The 17,458-nt window shown below is 36.8% G+C and carries 14 protein-coding genes; 12 read left to right on the top strand and 2 right to left on the bottom strand.

The window, feature by feature from the left end; genetic code table 11:
• The first annotated feature begins 40 nt into the window (after positions 1-40).
• From MM214_RS12420 to MM214_RS12410, 3 genes are all read left to right on the top strand, one after another.
• A complete protein-coding gene (locus MM214_RS12420; RefSeq protein ID WP_241295941.1) occupies positions 41-1,369 on the top strand; it encodes an amidohydrolase family protein in 1,329 nt (442 codons plus the stop codon).
• A gap of 584 nt (positions 1,370-1,953) precedes the next feature.
• Entirely contained in the window at positions 1,954-3,162 is a 1,209-nt protein-coding gene (locus MM214_RS12415; RefSeq protein WP_241295939.1) for an ATP-binding protein, read from the top strand.
• A gap of 7 nt (positions 3,163-3,169) precedes the next feature.
• Positions 3,170-3,670: a hypothetical protein gene (locus tag MM214_RS12410; protein WP_241295936.1), complete on the top strand. Its 501-nt coding sequence runs from the start codon at positions 3,170-3,172 to the stop codon at positions 3,668-3,670.
• Between the two features lie 216 nt (positions 3,671-3,886).
• Here the strand turns inward: MM214_RS12410 and typA are convergent, their stop codons facing one another.
• Positions 3,887-5,692, bottom strand: a complete 1,806-nt coding sequence (gene typA, locus MM214_RS12405; RefSeq protein WP_241295934.1) for a translational GTPase TypA — start codon at positions 5,690-5,692, stop codon at positions 3,887-3,889.
• An 852-nt stretch (positions 5,693-6,544) separates the two neighbouring features.
• Here typA and MM214_RS12400 point away from each other — a divergent pair.
• The 7 genes from MM214_RS12400 (at position 6,545) to MM214_RS12370 (ending at position 13,474) form a co-directional block, all read left to right on the top strand.
• The gene (locus MM214_RS12400) at positions 6,545-7,348 is read left to right on the top strand and encodes a MotA/TolQ/ExbB proton channel family protein (protein ID WP_241295933.1); all 804 of its coding nucleotides are present in this window, start codon (positions 6,545-6,547) and stop codon (positions 7,346-7,348) included.
• A gap of 61 nt (positions 7,349-7,409) precedes the next feature.
• Positions 7,410-7,739, top strand: coding sequence for a hypothetical protein (locus MM214_RS12395; RefSeq protein WP_241295931.1), 330 nt, complete (start codon positions 7,410-7,412; stop codon positions 7,737-7,739).
• On the top strand, positions 7,739-8,380 hold the full coding sequence (locus MM214_RS12390) for an ExbD/TolR family protein (protein WP_241295929.1): 642 nt from the start codon (positions 7,739-7,741) through the stop codon (positions 8,378-8,380). Before MM214_RS12395 ends, MM214_RS12390 begins: the two co-directional genes overlap by 1 nt.
• 1 nt (position 8,381) lies before the next feature.
• The gene (locus MM214_RS12385; protein WP_241295926.1) at positions 8,382-8,843 is read left to right on the top strand and encodes an ExbD/TolR family protein; all 462 of its coding nucleotides are present in this window, start codon (positions 8,382-8,384) and stop codon (positions 8,841-8,843) included.
• 400 nt (positions 8,844-9,243) lie between these two features.
• A complete protein-coding gene (locus MM214_RS12380; RefSeq protein WP_241295923.1) occupies positions 9,244-10,542 on the top strand; it encodes an MFS transporter in 1,299 nt (432 codons plus the stop codon).
• The gene (locus MM214_RS12375) at positions 10,535-12,022 is read left to right on the top strand and encodes an NAD(P)H-hydrate dehydratase (protein WP_241295921.1); all 1,488 of its coding nucleotides are present in this window, start codon (positions 10,535-10,537) and stop codon (positions 12,020-12,022) included. The genes MM214_RS12380 and MM214_RS12375 overlap by 8 nt, the downstream gene beginning before the upstream one ends.
• Before the next feature lie 261 nt (positions 12,023-12,283).
• Positions 12,284-13,474 (top strand): MFS transporter, encoded by a 1,191-nt coding sequence (locus MM214_RS12370; protein WP_241295918.1) that lies wholly within the window; start codon positions 12,284-12,286, stop codon positions 13,472-13,474.
• Positions 13,475-13,679: 205 nt separating this feature from the next.
• Here MM214_RS12370 and asnS read toward each other — a convergent pair whose 3' ends face one another.
• Entirely contained in the window at positions 13,680-15,131 is a 1,452-nt protein-coding gene (gene asnS, locus MM214_RS12365; RefSeq protein ID WP_241295917.1) for an asparagine--tRNA ligase, read from the bottom strand.
• Between the two features lie 177 nt (positions 15,132-15,308).
• Between asnS and rpoN the strand changes: the two genes are divergently transcribed.
• Positions 15,309-16,760 carry an RNA polymerase factor sigma-54 gene (rpoN, locus tag MM214_RS12360; protein WP_241295916.1) on the top strand — a complete coding sequence of 484 codons (1,452 nt, stop codon included), beginning with the start codon at positions 15,309-15,311 and terminating at the stop codon, positions 16,758-16,760.
• Positions 16,761-17,384 carry a PA-phosphatase gene (locus MM214_RS12355; protein WP_241295914.1) on the top strand — a complete coding sequence of 208 codons (624 nt, stop codon included), beginning with the start codon at positions 16,761-16,763 and terminating at the stop codon, positions 17,382-17,384. It abuts the gene before it with no gap.
• The last annotated feature ends 74 nt before the right edge of the window (positions 17,385-17,458 follow it).

The following is a 17,458-nucleotide window of genomic DNA, read 5'->3' as shown; positions in this document are numbered from 1 at the left end:
ATTTATTTTGTTTCCTTGAATTTAAACTTATTCTTTTAACATGAAACTGAAATTTTACTCACCCATTCTTTTGGTAATATTATGCTTCATTTCGATTACCAACAATAGTTTTTCTCAAAAAATACTTTTCAAAGATGTCAACCTGATACCAATGACTAGTGATACTTTGTTGATTTCTCAGAGCGTCTTGGTTCAGGATGGTAAAATTGTAGCCATTGATGATTATAAAAATCTGAAACCAAAGAAGAAGAGTAAAACGCAAGTAATAGCAGCAAAGGGCAAATTCTTGATGCCTAGTTTGGTAGATATGCATGTGCACTTACCAGATGAGGATCGAGTAGAAGAGTTTTTGAAGTATAATCTGGCAGCTGGTGTATTGCATCTGCGTGTGATGAATAGTGTAATGGATCAAGATGAACTCAAAAGAGTAATTGATGCTGAAGACGGAGTTTTAAGGCCAAGTATACATTTTAGCCATTTGATCAGGAGGGACAAATCATACACCATTCATCAAGCGGATAGTTTGATGAAAAAAATGAAAGAAACGGAGGAGAGGTTCGTAAAGTTACTTAGTCTTGGTAGTGAAGAAACATTTGGTAACCTAAGTGCCGCGGCGAAATCGAATGGTGTGATTTTTTGTGGTCACTTTCCTGTATATCAAAAGTTCGGTCAGGCATATATGGTAGATATGGATAAAGTGCTACATAGCGGATTTAGAAGTGTGGAGCATTTAGGTGGTTATATTTGGTTACAAAGCGATGATCAAATTGAAAAATCAATTCAAATTACTAAGCTCAATGAGGTTTACAATTGTCCTACATTGGACTGGGATGTTATGACATCTAATCTTTTGTATCCAAAGGGCTATAAAGACAGGTTTACTTATAAGCTTTTGCCCATAGAAATTACAAAAAAATGGGAAGCTGATTATAAATCATATATTGATGAATTGGGTGGTCTTGAGATGATACAAGGGTCAATGGAGAAAAATCAGGGTGCGTTTGAAGCAAAGAAGAAAATATTAAAGGACTTATATGATGCTGGATGTCTGTTATTGATAGGGGGAGATGCAGGTACCCATTTTCAAGCCCCGGGGTTTAATATCTATGAGGAAATGTTACATTGGTCTGATATTGGGATTGATAACTATAGCATTTTAAGGTCAGCCACTTATCATGCGGCTAAGTTTTTTGGAGAGCATTCGACTTGGGGGACAATAGAAGTGGGGAAAAATGCCGAAATGATATTATTGACTTCTAATCCATTGGAAGATATTAGAAATATTGGCACCATAGAACAGACCGTTTTTGGTAAGTTAATTTTTGATAATGGACAATTCATAAAAAGCTTGAAAGAGTTAAGTAAATGAGTGAAATAATTTGGGAGTGGCATGGATATCGTTTAATGCATCCCTAAAATCTGCAAACATTCCAGGTTTTTATTTACAACTAATCAGCTATTAGAACTGTCTGAGTGAAGTAGATGTGGGTTATTGTTTCTGTAAATCAATTGATTACAAGATATTTTTTGGGATATAGATCATTTCTTTCTTGTATTTGTTGAGCTTTAGAATCTGTAAAATAGAATTTTTAATCTTCATGGATATTCATGTTGAAACTTATGTGTTTAAACCAAACCGTCAATTTGAATTCTTGAAAGAAAGGTACAATTTGATAGGGTGGAATATTCTCCTAGTTGGGATGTGTTTTCTATGTAGAATTTTATCTTTCTGGAATTGTTCTCATTATTGGTTTAGGGTTTGTTTGTTAGGCTGTAGCTATTGATAAATGGCACATGATGGAGAAGCCCAAGTGTTTAAGTTCCAGTTTAATTATTATTTTCGGAAGATTTTGTAAAAGTGTTTCTTAATAAAATGCAATAGTGTTGTTTACTAAGCAATAAAAGTGTTGTTTGGTAAAAAATAATGTGATAACTTTCAGAAAAGTTATCGTTATGATATCCAAAGATTTGCTATTAGAAGTTGCCAGTAATCAAAAGAGTGATTTGCAACGACATGCCTCAGCGTTGGAGAGATCAGAAATGAAGGATTTGCCTTTGCTTCGAAGCCATGCTTTGATCATATCAGGGATACGTCGATGCGGTAAAAGTACGCTTTTGGTCCAATTGTTAAGAGGAGGCTATCCTGATGCTTTTTATTTAAATTTTGAAGATCCAAGACTTTATGGTTTTGAGGTTGGTGATTTTCAAAAAATAGATAAGATCATAGAAGAGCGAGAAGTGAAGGATGTTTTTTTTGATGAGGTTCAAGTGGTAGAAGGATGGGAGAGGTATGTGAGGCAAAAACTAGATCTAGGCGATTATCAAATGGTTATTACTGGATCTAATGCTTCTTTGCTCAGTCGGGAATTGGGAACAAAACTCACTGGCAGGCATGTAACAAGAGAGTTGTTTCCTTTTTCGTATGTTCAATTTTGTGAATTTGCTGATCTTAAAATGTCTGCTGAAAGCACAATGGACTATTTGAACTTGGGAGGGTTTCCAGAATATCTCAAAAGCAGAAGACAAGAATTGCTCCATCAACTCTTGGATGATTTACTGTTGAGGGATATAGCTGTCCGATATGGTGTGAGAGATATAAAATCCCTTCAAAACCTAGCGGTCTATTTGATATCCAATGTCGCCAAACCTGTGTCTGGCAACAATCTAAGGAAAATACTTGAAATCAAGGCGACTAGTACAGTTATGGAGTATTTTTCCTATTTGGAAGAGAGTTGGTTGTTCTTTTTTGTACCCAAATTCTCCTATTCCCAAAGGAAGCAGCTTGTGAATGCCAGGAAAGTGTATGCCATTGATACAGGATTGGTTACTGCCAATTCAAGGTCGTTTTCGGAAGACCATGGGAGGAGATTTGAGAACATGGTTTTCTTACATTACAGGAGATTGTATCCCGAGATCTATTACTTTGCTGAAAAAGGAGAGTGCGATTTTGTTGTTTTTGATAGGCAAGGACTGGTCGCATTGGTTCAAGTTTGTGTACAATTAAACCCTGATAACCTTAAACGGGAACTGGATGGGCTTTGGGAGGCTATGAAGTTTTTTGAGCAAAAAGAGTCAGTTTTAGTAACATTAGCTCAAGAAGATGAATTTGAAAAAGATGGGTATAAGGTTAGGGTGGTGCCGTTTCATAATTTAGCTAAATAGTTGTGGTATGAAAAATTCAATTCAAACTTACGTGTTTAAGCCAAATTCAAAGGCCGAGTTTTTAGAAGAACGATTTAATTTGATAGGTTGGATCATTTTGCTCAGTAGTATTCTCTTTTTAATCCTTGAGTTTTATTTAGTTGCAATAGTTGTGATGGTTTCATTATCTATGGTTTGTTATACAATGGCGTTTTTTAGGTGGAATAGATTAGAAAAACCTAAAGGTTCTTTTCCTATTGACTTAGTCTTTTATGACGACAGAATTACCTTGGGTGGGATGGACTACAAGCTTGAAAATATTAAAGTAAAAAAACTTATTTGCTATGATTATGTAGGCAGACCTGATACTGGATTTGTTTTTCATGCAAAGTATCCCAAAAAATCATGTGGAACATGGAATCACTTCTGGTTTGAAAGTTATGGGAAAGCGTATCAATTGAGGTTTCGCATCTCAAATGAAATTGATTCTTGTAGATTAACTGCAATTAAAGAAAAGTGGAAGTTATAAACTAGCTTTCGAAAGTTGTAAAGTGAAATTTATAGCCATGGCTATTCCAAAAGGCCTACCAGGCTTTCGAAACCTAGTAGGTCTTTTCTGCTGATAAAATGGATATTTTCGAGGTTTTTGATTCCGAGAACTTCCGAAGCCCAAAGTTCAAAAAAAGACCCCAAAGTTTCCTTCGGGGTCTTCTTAGTACTGAATACTTGGTACTTGGTTTAACGATTAAGCGTCTTTCTTAGACATTCTTGCTCTTTCGTTCTCGTCCAAGTAGATTTTTCTCATTCTGATGGATTTAGGAGTGATTTCCAAATACTCATCTTTTTGGATATATTCCATGGCTTCTTCTAGGGAGAATTTCTTAGGAGGAGCTATTCTCGTATTGTCATCAGAGCCAGATGCTCTCATGTTGGTAAGTTTCTTTCCTTTTTGGACATTTACCACGATATCGTTGTCTCTTGAGTTTTCCCCAATCACCTGGCCAGTATAAAGTTCATCACCTGGCTCTATGAAGAAGGTACCTCTATCTTGTAGTTTATCTATCGCATAAGCTGTACATTGACCAGCTTCCATAGAGATCAATGATCCATTATTTCTTTCTGGAATATTACCTTTGAATGGTTCATAGGATGAGAATCTGTGGTTCATGATAGCTTCACCTTGAGTAGCTGTCAATACATTGTTTCTCAATCCGATCAAACCTCTAGAAGGAATTCTGAATTCAAGGTGTTGCAAGTCACCTTTTGGCTCCATGATTAGAAGTTCACCTTTTCTTTGAGTAGCAAGTTCGATTACTTTTCCAGCTGTAGCCTCAGGTACATCTACTACCAAAGTTTCGATAGGCTCATTTTTCACACCATCGATTTCTTTGAAAATTACTTGTGGCTGACCTACTTGTAATTCATATCCTTCTCTTCTCATTGTCTCTATCAAAACAGACAAGTGAAGTATACCTCTACCATAAACTAGGAACTTATCTTCAGAATCAGTTGACTCAACTCTTAGAGCAAGGTTTTTCTCCATTTCTTTCATCAACCTGTCTCTCAAGTGACGAGAAGTTACAAACTTACCTTCCTTACCGAAGAATGGGGAGTTGTTGATAGTGAAGAGCATATTCATCGTAGGCTCATCAATAGAGATTCTAGGAAGCGGCTCAGGATTTTCCAATGCTGCGATGGTATCACCGATCTCAAAGTCTTCGATACCTGTTACGGCACAGATATCTCCAGCAAATACTTCAGTGACTTTATTTTTACCAAGTCCTTCAAAAACATGAAGTTCTTTTACCTTAACTTTCTTGAATACACCGTCAGCTTTACAAAGTGTAAGCTGAGCACCTTCTTTGATGCTTCCTCTTTTTACTCTTCCGATAGCTATTCGACCTACGAAGTTTGAGTAATCAAGAGAAGTAATTTGCATTTGAAGACTTCCTTCTTCGATTTTTGGAGCAGGAATATGATCAATGATCGCATCAAGCAATGGAAGGATAGAATCAGTAGGGGTTTTCCAATCAGGTCCCATCCAGTTTTGCTTAGCAGATCCGTAAAGCGTCGTGAACTCAAGTTGTTCTTCAGTAGCGTCCAAGTTGAACATCAGTTCAAAAACTGATTCTTGAACCTCGTCTGGTCTGCAGTTTTCTTTATCTACTTTATTTACCACTACTATTGGAGTCAAGCCTAAAGCTAGTGCCTTTCCAAGTACAAACCTCGTCTGTGGCATAGGGCCTTCGAAAGCATCCACTAAAAGGATAACACCATCGGCCATTTTCAAAACTCTCTCTACTTCACCACCAAAGTCAGCGTGACCAGGGGTGTCAATGATGTTGATTTTGTGATCTTTATACCTAACGGATACGTTTTTGGAAAGAATCGTGATACCTCTTTCTCTTTCCAAGTCGTTGTTATCCAATATAAGATCGTCAAACTGTTGGTTTTCACGAAAGATTTTGGAAGCATGGATGATTTTGTCCACCAAGGTTGTCTTACCGTGGTCAACGTGTGCGATAATCGCAATATTCCGTATATTTTGCATTGTAAAATTGAATTAAGGTGCAAATGTAAGAATAAAATTTTGTATCAGCTTGATTTCTATTCAAACTCCATGATATTTAATGATTTCCTAAAATACATCACAATCTTTTATAATGATTTGATTCATAGCTTTACAAATCGATTCACGTTATAATATATAAGTTGTTTTCGGCTCAGAAAACGCGTGCTCATGATAATACTCGATAATAAGTTTCAAGCTTTACTAAATTTATGGCAGCACCATATTAATGTGTCCTTGGATTTTGATTCTAGAAATAGGATTAAATTCAAAACAGGTTTTTGCATATTTTTTTTACTTAAAAAGTTGAAAATATCTTTTTGGTATACTTATCTTATAAGTTACTAAAAATAGGTTTTAGTATGTTTTATGAACTTTGAATCTACAAGAATTTGAAAATATCGACATGAGCGTATGAATTACATTGCTGATTTGTTGTTTTGACAGTGGTGAAATTTAGCCTTCTCGGAAAGTATCGTGGGGAAAGGTTTGGGATTTTTATTTAATAAAAAATTAGTTATATTTGACATGGTTATAAGAAGAAAGGGAAAGATAAAGCCTTTGCGTGTTTAGTTATGTTATGATATAGGAGCGTCAAACTTAAATATAGCCCATTCACTTTACTTTATTCCCATTCAAATAAATTGTCTAATTACTTCATAAGCTATAATTTAGCTTGCAAACCAAATCTCTAAACAAGAGGCTGAATTAATTATTGAAAAAAAATATGGTCGTTTCCTTTGCAATTTGAAATTAAAAAATGATAACTTTAAAATCTCAATATTAATTTAGAAACCGTTTAACCTTTATTTAAAGTCTATTAAAATCTACATTATGAAAAAGTTAATCGCTTTGTTCATGCTATCCGGAATCCTTTTATCGCCGGTTATCTCGAATGCTCAAGACGCAGATGTTGATTCTGCAGAAGTTGAAACCACAGAAGTCGTAGAAGCAGAAGAAGTTGCTCCGGCGGTCGTTGACGATGAAATCATCGAAGAAGACAAAGGTTTTCACCAAATTATCAAGGAGAAGTTTATCGAAGGTGGTACTACTTTCATGTCTCCAGTATTGATCTGTTTAATCTTAGGTTTAGCAGTTTCTTTAGAAAGAATCGTTACGCTTAACCTTTCTACTACCAACACCAAAAAGCTTTTGGCTAAAGTAGAGGAAGCGTTGGAGCAAGGTGGTATCGAAGCAGCCAAGGATGTTACTAAAAACACCAAAGGTCCTGTTGCATCTATCTTTACTCAAGGTTTGATGAGATACACTGAAGGAATCGAAATGGTAGAAAAGTCTATCATCGCTTACGGATCTGTTGAAATGGGTAGATTGGAAAAAGGTCTAGTTTGGATCTCTCTTTTCATCTCTCTTGCGCCGATGTTGGGTTTCATGGGTACTGTAATCGGTATGATCTCTGCATTCGATGCGATCGAAGCAGCGGGTGATATCTCTCCATCTCTAGTAGCTGGTGGTATCAAAGTTGCCCTTTTGACTACTGTGGCAGGTTTGATCGTTGCGATTATCCTTCAATTGTTCTACAACTACTGTGTTGCGAAGATTGATTCTTTGGTAAACGACATGGAAGATGCATCTATCTCTTTGGTAGATATCCTTGTGAAGCACAGATTGACTAAGTAATTATTAGTTGATTGATTCGTTTCAACTCTTAATTATTTATTAACTTAAGCAAACAATCAATATGGATTCTATAGATATTTTCTTATACGTATCTTATTTATTGATTATCTTGGGAACGATCGTGGCAGTGGTTATGCCTTTGATCAAATCCTTAGATAATCCAAAGAGTTTAGCCAAAACAGGTGCAGGTATATTAATACTTGGTGTCATATTCTTCATTGCCTTCAGCACTGCTGATAGTGAAGTAGCACCAAAATACCTAGGAGATCCATTCAACATGACTCCTACCTTGACCAAGTTTGTTGGTGGAACTTTGGTTACGACTTACATCTTGGCTATTGTAGCTCTTGTGGGTATCGTATTTACAGAACTCAATAAAGCAATCAAGTAATGGCAAGCAAAAGAGGCAGAATGTCGCAGGAAGTCAATGCAGGGTCGATGGCTGATATAGCCTTCTTGCTATTGATCTTCTGGCTAGTGACTACTACTATTGCTTCGGATAAAGGTATTCTCAATATCTTGCCTCCAAAGCAAGACCCGAATGTGCCACCACCAGAAATACCTCTCAATGAGAGAAATATTTTCAATATATTGGTCAATGCAAATGATCAATTGTTGGTGGAAGGTGAGTATTTAGACAATACTGATAAGCTTTCAGATGATATTAAGGCATTTATTCTGAATTTCGGAGCTCCTAACGCAGAAGCAATGGAATTGTTCAATAGCCTTCCAGCATCTTTGAAAGCTCAGTCTAATCGTGATTCCAAATCTTCAGATCACCCAATGCAAGGTGGAGCTGTAGTCTCTATCAAAACAAATAGAGGTACATCTTATGAAACTTATCTAGAAGTTTTGGATAAAGTGAAGAGAGCTTATTTTGAAATCTATGCTGAAAGAGTAGGCCTTACAGCCGAAGAGTATAGAGCACTTACTGGAAAGACCGCTGCTGAAAAAGAACTTCAGGATAGAGGTAAAGAAGGTATTCCAATGGCTATCTCAATTGCTGAACCAGATAAAATAGGAGGTAATTAATATGTCGAAGTTTAAGAAAAAGAATAAGGTAACGGAAAACATCCCAACCTCAGCTTTGCCGGATATTATCTTCATGTTGTTGTTCTTCTTTATGACTACGACGGTTTTAAGAGAAAATGAAATGCTTGTGGAACAAAAAATTCCAGAGGCTACCCAACTTCAAAAGTTGGAGAAGAAAACATTGATCTCTTATTTGTACGTAGGTAAGCCGAAGAATACAGCTTTGTACGGTACAGAACCTAGAATTCAGGCTAATGATGTTTTGATTAATACTTCTGATATTGCCCTATGGGTCAATCAGGAAAAAGATAAAAGATCTGAGACTGAAAGAGAAATGTTAACTATTTCCCTGAAAGCAGATAGAGAAGTAAAAATGGGTCCTATTTCGGATATTCAGTTTGAATTGAGAGAGGTAGATGCTCGAAGAGTACTTTACGCTTCTGTAGGAAGAGTACAGAACTGATTAATTTAACAAGTCAAGAAAAGCCACTTCATCGAAGTGGCTTTTTTTATGCATACTAATTTTCTCACCCATTTCTATACTTATGATTTATGTCCTAAGTATGATCTCAACTTTTCCAGAAACTATAGACAAAATTAATTCAACTTAGCTTTTATATTTGAAATGACATGAATTTGATCAATAGCATGCGCTATAGACATTGAATTGATAAAACTGCCTGTGAAGCCAATAATTAAATTATAGTGTATAGGAATGATCGAAAGGTTTATTTTTTAGTTATCAATAATATCAGAAAAGCATGTTGACTTTATGCCGTAAGATGGTATTATTGCTGTTAAATTTATGGGTAGATATTTTAAATTTTATCTTAATACACAGTTACTTCTATTTAGAAAATTAGATGCAAAATAAAATACATAATGCTTGGGCAATGTATGATTGGGCAAATTCAGTCTATAGCCTTGTAATCACTTCCACAATATTTCCTGTATATTTTAATAATGTAACTACTACAGAAGAGCGTGGTGATGTAGTAAACTTTTTTGGGTTAGATATCATCAATACTGTATTGTATTCCTATGCTATTTCATTCTCTTTTTTGGTGATTGCGATAATATCTCCCTTATTGTCTGGAATCGCTGATTCAGGTGGTAAGAAGTTGGTGTTTATGAAGTTCTTTACTTATCTAGGTTCTATGGCGTGCCTTGGACTGTTTTTTTTTGATGGAGCCAATCTCGAATGGGGAATAATATGTGCGATTTTAGCTAGTGTTGGATATGCAGGAAGTATTGTGTTTTACAATGCTTTTCTTCCAGAGATTTCCAAGGAAGAAGAATATGATTTCTTGAGTGCCAAAGGTTTTGCACTAGGATATATAGGTAGTGTGATTTTGTTAATTTTGAATTTGATGATGATAGAATTTCCAGATTTGTTCCACTTGTCAGATGGTGGTCAAGCAGCTAGGTGGTCGTTCTTGATTGTTGGGTTTTGGTGGGCTGGTTTTGCCCAGATTTCATTTAAATATTTGCCAGATAATCCTTACAATAAAAAAGTAAACCGATCCCTCCTGCTTGTAGGCTATAAGGAAATAAGATCGGTGTTTCATAAGGTTCGTTCTTCTTCAGTTATGAATAGATTTTTGCTTGCCTTCTTTTTTTACAGTATGGGAGTACAGACAGTAATGTATTTGGCTGCTACATTCGGTGATAAGGAACTGGGTTTGCCAGGTGATCAGTTGATCATTACTATCTTGATCATTCAGCTGGTAGCTATCGGAGGGAGTTATTTATTCGCTTTAATTTCTAAGCTTTTAGGCAATAAGGCCTCTTTGGTAATGATGGTATTCATTTGGGTATTGATTTGCGGTGCTGCATATTTTGTACAAACAGCATATCAATTTTTCGCTTTGGCTTTTGTGGTAGGAATGGTGATGGGAGGTATTCAGTCCTTATCTAGGTCTACTTATTCTAAATTGATACCAGCACATACTACGGATCATGCATCTTTTTTTAGTTTTTTTGATGTGACTGAAAAGATTGCCATTGTCTTGGGTACATTTTCATATGGCTTTATAGAACAAATGACTGGATCTATGAGGAATAGCTCACTTGCACTTGGTTTGTTTTTCTTTGTTGGATTAGGATTCTTAATTTTATTAAAAATACCTCCAAGAGATTTACAAACTTCTGTACATGACTAATATGATGCTTCCTATTATTGCTGGAAAAGATGTTAAGCAACTGGATGAATCTTACATTCAGTTTTCTGGAATAAGCTCTATTGATTTGATGGAAAATGCCGGAAGATCATTTGTGACTTGGTATGAAAAGCAGTCTTTTTCTAGCAGAAAGCATATTTATGTTTTCGTAGGTCCGGGCAATAATGGGGGCGATGGTTTAGTAATTGCTCGACTACTTCAAAATGATTGTAGGTCAATAATTCTTGTTTGTATGGAAGTACTTGAGAAATGTTCTGCTGATTTTGTATACAACTTCCATAGACTTCCCATTGAGGTCAATGTGATTGGTTATGCTAATTGGACTCAAGAAATTGAAGAGAATTCTGTTATAATCGATGCAGTATTTGGCGTGGGGATCAATAGACCATTAGCATCTCGGTATATGTACCTGATACAGAAACTGAATCATGTAGGAGGGGTAAAGATTGCAGTAGATATACCTTCTGGGCTTCCAGCTGATTATTCCAAAAATAGTATTGCATTTCAAGCTGACTACACTGCTACATTTCAATTTCCTAAATTAAGTTTGCTTTTTCCAGAGCATGCAAGGGAAGTAGGGGAATTGGCAGTCATAGATATAGGTATTTCTGAAGAAAGTGTTTGTAGATTTTCCAAGCAAAGGTTCTTTTTAAGAGGAATAGATATTAAAGCTTATCACAAGCATTTCCATAAGTTTAGTCACAAAGGAGACTTTGGGAAGGTATTGCTTATCGGTGGTACAATTGGTAAAACTGGTGCAATCAATCTGGCTGGTTATGCGGCGTTGAGAACTGGTAGTGGCTTGGTTACTCTAGCTCCCCAAATCTCAGATCCATACCAGTTTCAAACAATCGTCCCGGAATTAATGATTTTTGGAGGTAAAGATGATTTAAACCTAAGAGGGTTTGATTCTGTTGCCATAGGCCCTGGTATGGGAATCGATGTAGATATTGATTGGTTTGTACGCATTTTAGATGAAGTTGATAAGCCGGTTGTCCTAGATGCCGATGGGATCAATTTGTTGGCAAGGTATCCAAAGCTTTTAGATTATTTACCAAAAAACAGCATCATAACGCCGCATTTAAAAGAGTTCGAAAGGCTCGTGGGAAAATCTAAAGACCATTTGGAAAGAATACAGATGGCGAGTGATTTTGCAATTCATCATCAAGTTATCATAATTTTGAAAGGGGCTCACACTTTGATTGCTATGCCAGATGGAAGACAGATTTTTAATTCAAGTGGCAATCAATATATGGCAACGGCAGGATCTGGAGATGTCCTCACAGGGATGATAGCTTCGTTTTTGGGTCAGAGTTATACTCCTGAAAATGCTGCTATCTGTGGTGTCTATCACCATGGCTTAGCAGGAGAGATTGCTTCCCAAACGAAGTATAGAGGTATGATTGCTTCGGATATTATCAATGCCATACCGAAGACTTTTGTCCAATTGGATATTATTTGATTTTCAAGAAGGACTTAATGAGTCAACTTTATATTAACCTATTTTGCATGGCTACGATTTTGACAGTTATTGGACTGACCATTGGAGACGAGCTACTCCTAGATGATGGTAAAAAGCAAATGATAAGATCGATGAATTGATAGTTCAGGTGAAGAAGAGTATTATCATTCCCTTTGAGAACTCATTTCAAGATGGATTACTTTAAATCAAAAGAACTTATTCACTTTTACAATGGTTGATTAGCAATATTTTGAAGTTAAAATGACCAAGGAAAAGCTTTTGCTGTGGACTTTAGCAGCAATCAATTTTACACACATAGTAGATTTTATGATATTGATGCCTTTAGGGCCTCAGTTGATGCGGATTTTTGAGATCAGTCCTAGAGAATTCGGGCTTCTGGTATCTTCTTACACCTTTGCAGCGGGTTTTAGTAGTTTTATGGGTGCATTTGTACTAGATAAGTACGACAGAAGAACGATCATGCTTTGGGTGTTCACCGGGTTCTTTTTAGGGACTTTAGCCTGCGCTTTTTCACCAAACTATGTTGTCTTACTTATAGCTAGAGTAATTTCTGGACTGTTTGGGGGATTGACATCGGCTTTGATATTGGCGATCATTGGTGATGTGATTCCAGATAGCAGGAGAGGGCGAGCCATGGGATTGGTAATGGCGGCATTTTCGGTTGCTTCTGTCTTTGGTGTACCTTTCGGACTATTTATCGCAAGCCTTTCCAATTGGCACGCGCCATTTTTGTTTTTAGCTGGAATATCAGCCATCATATTTTGGATGATTTATAAATATGTACCATCCTTGACAGATCATATTGTAAGCGGAAATAAAAAGCCTTCACCAATAGAAGTGATCCAAAGGGTCACCAGCAATGCTAATCAAATGAGAGCAATCACGCTTACCATAATGATAATGCTTGGCCAATTCATGATCATACCTTTTCTGAGTCCTTATATGGTAGCTAATGTTGGTTTTACTGATATGCAGCTTACTTATATTTATATGGCGGGAGGAGCATTCACCATTTTCACTTCTCCATGGGTAGGCAAATTGACAGATAAGTATGGGAAAGTGAAGGTTTTTACCATATTTATGTCACTCAATGTAATACCAATTGGTTTGATTACGCACTTAGGCATGACACCGATTCCTTATGTGCTTTTGATCTCGACCATGTTTTTCGTGACATCCAATGGACGTATGGTTCCAGCTTCCGCTTTGATTACAGGGACAGCCAAGCCAGAGAATAGGGGGAGTTTCTTGAGTTTCAATTCAGCAGTGCAGCAGCTTTCTGCAGGTTTTGCTTCTTTTATTGCAGGATTGATTTTGGCAGAGAATGCTACTGGTCAATTGGTGAATTTTAATATCGTGGGTTATATAGCCATTTTCTTCAGCTTACTTTGTATTCCTTTGATTAGGAGAATTAAAGTGATCGATTTGTAGAAATAAAAAAAGCCTGAGAACAGGCTTTTTTTATTTCAATTATATGGATATACGGAACTTTGCCAATAGCACTACAAAATTCCGATTTATCTAACTTCCGATATAAATTGATATCGGATACTTATGGATATTGACCATTTAGAACCGGATGAGCCAATGAATTGAAGTTGCTGGCAAAAAAAGCGGATCATCAGATTCAATTATTTTAAAACTCTGCGTTTCCAGGTGTTCTTGGGAAGGCAATTACATCGCGGATATTGCTCATCCCAGTGACGAAAAGAACGAGCCTCTCAAAGCCAAGTCCAAATCCAGCATGTGGGGTTGCTCCGAATCTTCTCGTATCGAGATACCACCACATTTCTTCTTGAGGAATGTGCATTTCGTCCATTCTTTGCGTCAGTTTATCCATGCGTTCTTCTCGCTGTGATCCACCCACAATTTCACCAATACCTGGGAATAAAATGTCCATAGCTGCAACAGTCTTTCCATCATCATTTTGACGCATGTAGAAAGCCTTAATCTCTTTTGGATAGTCTGTTAAGATTACTGGCTTTTTGAAATGCTTTTCTACTAAGAATCGCTCATGTTCGGACTGTAGATCTGCTCCCCATTCTTCAATAAGGTATTGGAATTTTTTCTTTTTGTTTGGATTAGAGTTTCTGAGTATATCAATCGCCTCTGTATAAGTGATTCTTTCAAACCTATTTTCTGTCACAAACTTTAAACGATCTAATAGCCCCATTTCGCTTCTTTGATCCGCTTTTTTGCTTTGTTCTTCTTCTGACGCCCTTTTATCCAAAAAGGTCAAATCATCCTTACAGTTTTCCAATGCATAACTGATCACATATTGTAAAAAGTCTTCAGCCAAATCTTGGTTGTCTTCTGCATCATAAAACGCCATTTCTGGTTCGATCATCCAGAATTCAGCCAAGTGCCTTGTTGTATTTGAGTTCTCAGCTCTAAATGTAGGGCCGAAAGTATAAATCTCAGATAATGCCATAGCTGCAAGTTCACCTTCAAGCTGACCAGACACAGTAAGGTTTGTCTCTCTTTCAAAGAAATCTTCCTTGAAATTTATACTTCCATCTTCATGAAGAGGTGGCTTTTTTAAGTCAAGTGTAGTTACTTTGAAAGTCTCTCCAGCACCTTCTGCATCCGAGGCAGTGATGATTGGTGTGTGGATGTAGAAAAACCCCTTATCATTGAAGTATTTGTGAACAGCATACGCTAGAGCATGTCTTACCCTGAATACTGCGCCAAACGTGTTTGTACGCATCCTAAGGTGTGCTATCTCTCTTAAGAATTCCAGTGAATGCTTTTTAGGTTGCAAAGGATACTTTTCAGGGTCAGCATCTCCAAGTATAGTGATGGAAGAAGCTGAAATTTCAGAGCTTTGTCCAGCACCTTGTGAAGCTACAATTTCACCTATTACTTTGATACAAGCACCTGTTGTGATTCTTTTTAAAGTGTCCTCAGAGATGATGTTTGGATCCGCTACTACTTGGTAATTATTGATAGAGGAGCCGTCATTCAGTGCTACGAATGAGACATTCTTATTGCTTCTTTTCGTTCTTACCCAACCCATTAGGGTCAGCTCTTGACCTACAAAATCTCCTTCCAAAAGTGATTTTATTTTTACTCTTTTGTTAAATGCCATGACATGTGCTTTTGTGTACCTTTACTCTTCTTAACCTATAAGAGAAATGCAAAAAAACGATATAATAAGCTTTTTATCAAAAATTTGATCTAATTTCATAAATTTGAATTCAGAAAATATTTATATCAACATTTTAATTCATTTTAAGTTCTCTTAATAATTCATGAATCACCTTATATGCAGAAGCTTAATTTAAGTCAGGTACTTTCACAGAAACTGTCTCCACAGCAGATTCAATTTATCAAATTACTTCAAGTTCCTACGGCGGAGCTTGATGCGCGTATTGAAGAAGAACTGGAGATCAACCCGGCTTTAGAAGAGGGGAGGGATGAAGAAAAGACCCAAGAGGAAGACTTTTCTGATAATTATGAAGAAAATATCGAAGCTCCAGAGTCAGATTTGAATATCGATGATTACTTGAATGATGACTATGGAGGTTACAAAATGCAGGGTGATGGCAACTATTCCCCTGACGATGAAGATAGAGAAATCCCGATCTCTGGAGGTGTATCATTACATGAGCAACTCTTGTCCCAATTGGGTTATCTAAAGCTTGATGAATCTCAAAAGTTGATAGGAAGACAGCTTATTGGAAGCATTGAAAGCGACGGGTATATCCGTAGAGATTTAGAAGCCATCATCAATGATTTGGCATTTAGTCAAAACATTGAGACTGACTTGGACGAGGTAGAAGAAATCCTACGGAAAATCCAGAATTTCGACCCTGCTGGTATTGCTGCTAGAAATCTTCAAGAGTGTCTATTGATTCAATTGGAGAGAAAGGAACATCCTGAGGATCCTGTGGTGCAAAATGCCATTCGCATCATCAATGATAGCTTTGATGAATTTACTAAGAAACACTATACCAAAATCCAAAAGAGATTAGGAATAGAAGATGACGAGTTGAAGGATTCTATTCAAATGATCACAAGGCTCAACCCAAAGCCAGGAGGTATATCAGACGGGTTGGTAAAAACACAATACATTATTCCTGACTTCATACTTACCCATGCTAATGGGAAAATGGAGATCTCATTGAATTCAAAGAATGCTCCAGAACTTAGGGTAAGTAGATCATATTCTGACATGTTTGAAGCATATGATAAAAGTGATAAGAAAGATAAAAAACTGAAAGAAACCGTCACTTTTGTCAAGCAGAAATTGGATGCGGCGAAATGGTTCATAGACGCTATCAAGCAAAGACAGCAGACATTACTGAGGACCATGCAAGCAATTTTGGATTTTCAGACTGAGTTTTTTGTCGAAGGGGATGAGACAAAATTAAAACCCATGATTCTCAAAGATATAGCTGATAAGATTGAGATGGATATTTCCACTGTTTCAAGAGTAGCAAACAGTAAGGCAATTCAGACAGAATTTGGAATTTATCCTTTGAAGTACTTTTTCTCAGAGGGAATAGCGACCGATTCTGGAGAAGATGTGTCCAATAAAGAAGTGAAAAGTGTCTTGCAATCTATGGTGGATAATGAGAATAAGAGAAAGCCTTTGTCTGACGATAAGCTGGTAAAACTTTTGAATGACAAAGGATATAATATTGCTAGGAGAACTGTAGCGAAATACAGAGAACAGTTGCAAATTCCAGTAGCTAGACTCAGAAAAGAATTATAAGTGTATAAGAAAATTTCAGAAATAATATCCGCTGTATTCCAGCCGCTATTGATGCCAACATTGATTTTCGCATTCCTGTTATTTGGGTTGCCTGAATCTGAATTTTCCTCAGGGCCTAATAGGGCCTTGATTTTTTTTGTGATTTTTGCAAATACCTTTGTAATACCCTTGGCTATATTGATGGTGATGAAGCTAACGGGTACAATTACATCCTTGAGGATGAGTGGGAGAAAGGAAAGGATAATGCCTTTCTCTGTCATTAGCTTGCTGTACATGGTTACTGCATATGCATTTTTTAGCAAAGATTGGATGGATTATAAGCTAGTCTATACATTACTAGTCATTACCATTTGTTTGGTTCTCTTGACGGGTATTAGTTTCTTCTGGAAAATTAGCGCTCATATGATAGGAGCGGGAGGCTTGTTGGGATTTGTATTGGCAAGCACTCAGATGGTCATGGGGCATAGTCTGTTAGGCTACGCCATGGGTGCAGTGCTTCTAGTGGGATTGGTAGGAAGCTCAAGATTATATCTCAATACTCATACCCCTTTACAAGTGTGGGTAGGTTTTTTTGTGGGATTCCTGATATGTTTTATGTCTTATTTTCTCGTTTGGGGGATTTGATAGAATTATTGGCAGGATGTAAATCAACCAAGTCAAAGTCATTGTCAGAATTATATATGTAAATCAGTAAAGAT

The sequence above is a fragment of the Belliella kenyensis genome (assembly GCF_022549675.1).
GTDB classification, from domain to species: Bacteria; Bacteroidota; Bacteroidia; order Cytophagales; family Cyclobacteriaceae; genus Belliella; species Belliella kenyensis.
The sequence above is the reverse complement of the archived record's forward strand: the minus strand, read 5'-3'. Positions and strand labels throughout refer to the sequence as shown.

Bases quoted from the DNA above. Each gene is read 5' to 3' on its own strand.
- MM214_RS12420 (WP_241295941.1), top strand. From the start codon at position 41: ATGAAACTGAAATTTTACTCACCCATTCTTTTGGTAATATTATGCTTC.
- MM214_RS12415 (WP_241295939.1), top strand. From the start codon at position 1,954: ATGATATCCAAAGATTTGCTATTAGAAGTTGCCAGTAATCAAAAGAGT.
- MM214_RS12410 (WP_241295936.1), top strand. From the start codon at position 3,170: ATGAAAAATTCAATTCAAACTTACGTGTTTAAGCCAAATTCAAAGGCC.
- typA (WP_241295934.1), bottom strand. From the start codon at position 5,692: ATGCAAAATATACGGAATATTGCGATTATCGCACACGTTGACCACGGT.
- MM214_RS12400 (WP_241295933.1), top strand. From the start codon at position 6,545: ATGAAAAAGTTAATCGCTTTGTTCATGCTATCCGGAATCCTTTTATCG.
- MM214_RS12395 (WP_241295931.1), top strand. From the start codon at position 7,410: ATGGATTCTATAGATATTTTCTTATACGTATCTTATTTATTGATTATC.
- MM214_RS12390 (WP_241295929.1), top strand. From the start codon at position 7,739: ATGGCAAGCAAAAGAGGCAGAATGTCGCAGGAAGTCAATGCAGGGTCG.
- MM214_RS12385 (WP_241295926.1), top strand. From the start codon at position 8,382: ATGTCGAAGTTTAAGAAAAAGAATAAGGTAACGGAAAACATCCCAACC.
- MM214_RS12380 (WP_241295923.1), top strand. From the start codon at position 9,244: ATGCAAAATAAAATACATAATGCTTGGGCAATGTATGATTGGGCAAAT.
- MM214_RS12375 (WP_241295921.1), top strand. From the start codon at position 10,535: ATGACTAATATGATGCTTCCTATTATTGCTGGAAAAGATGTTAAGCAA.
- MM214_RS12370 (WP_241295918.1), top strand. From the start codon at position 12,284: ATGACCAAGGAAAAGCTTTTGCTGTGGACTTTAGCAGCAATCAATTTT.
- asnS (WP_241295917.1), bottom strand. From the start codon at position 15,131: ATGGCATTTAACAAAAGAGTAAAAATAAAATCACTTTTGGAAGGAGAT.
- rpoN (WP_241295916.1), top strand. From the start codon at position 15,309: ATGCAGAAGCTTAATTTAAGTCAGGTACTTTCACAGAAACTGTCTCCA.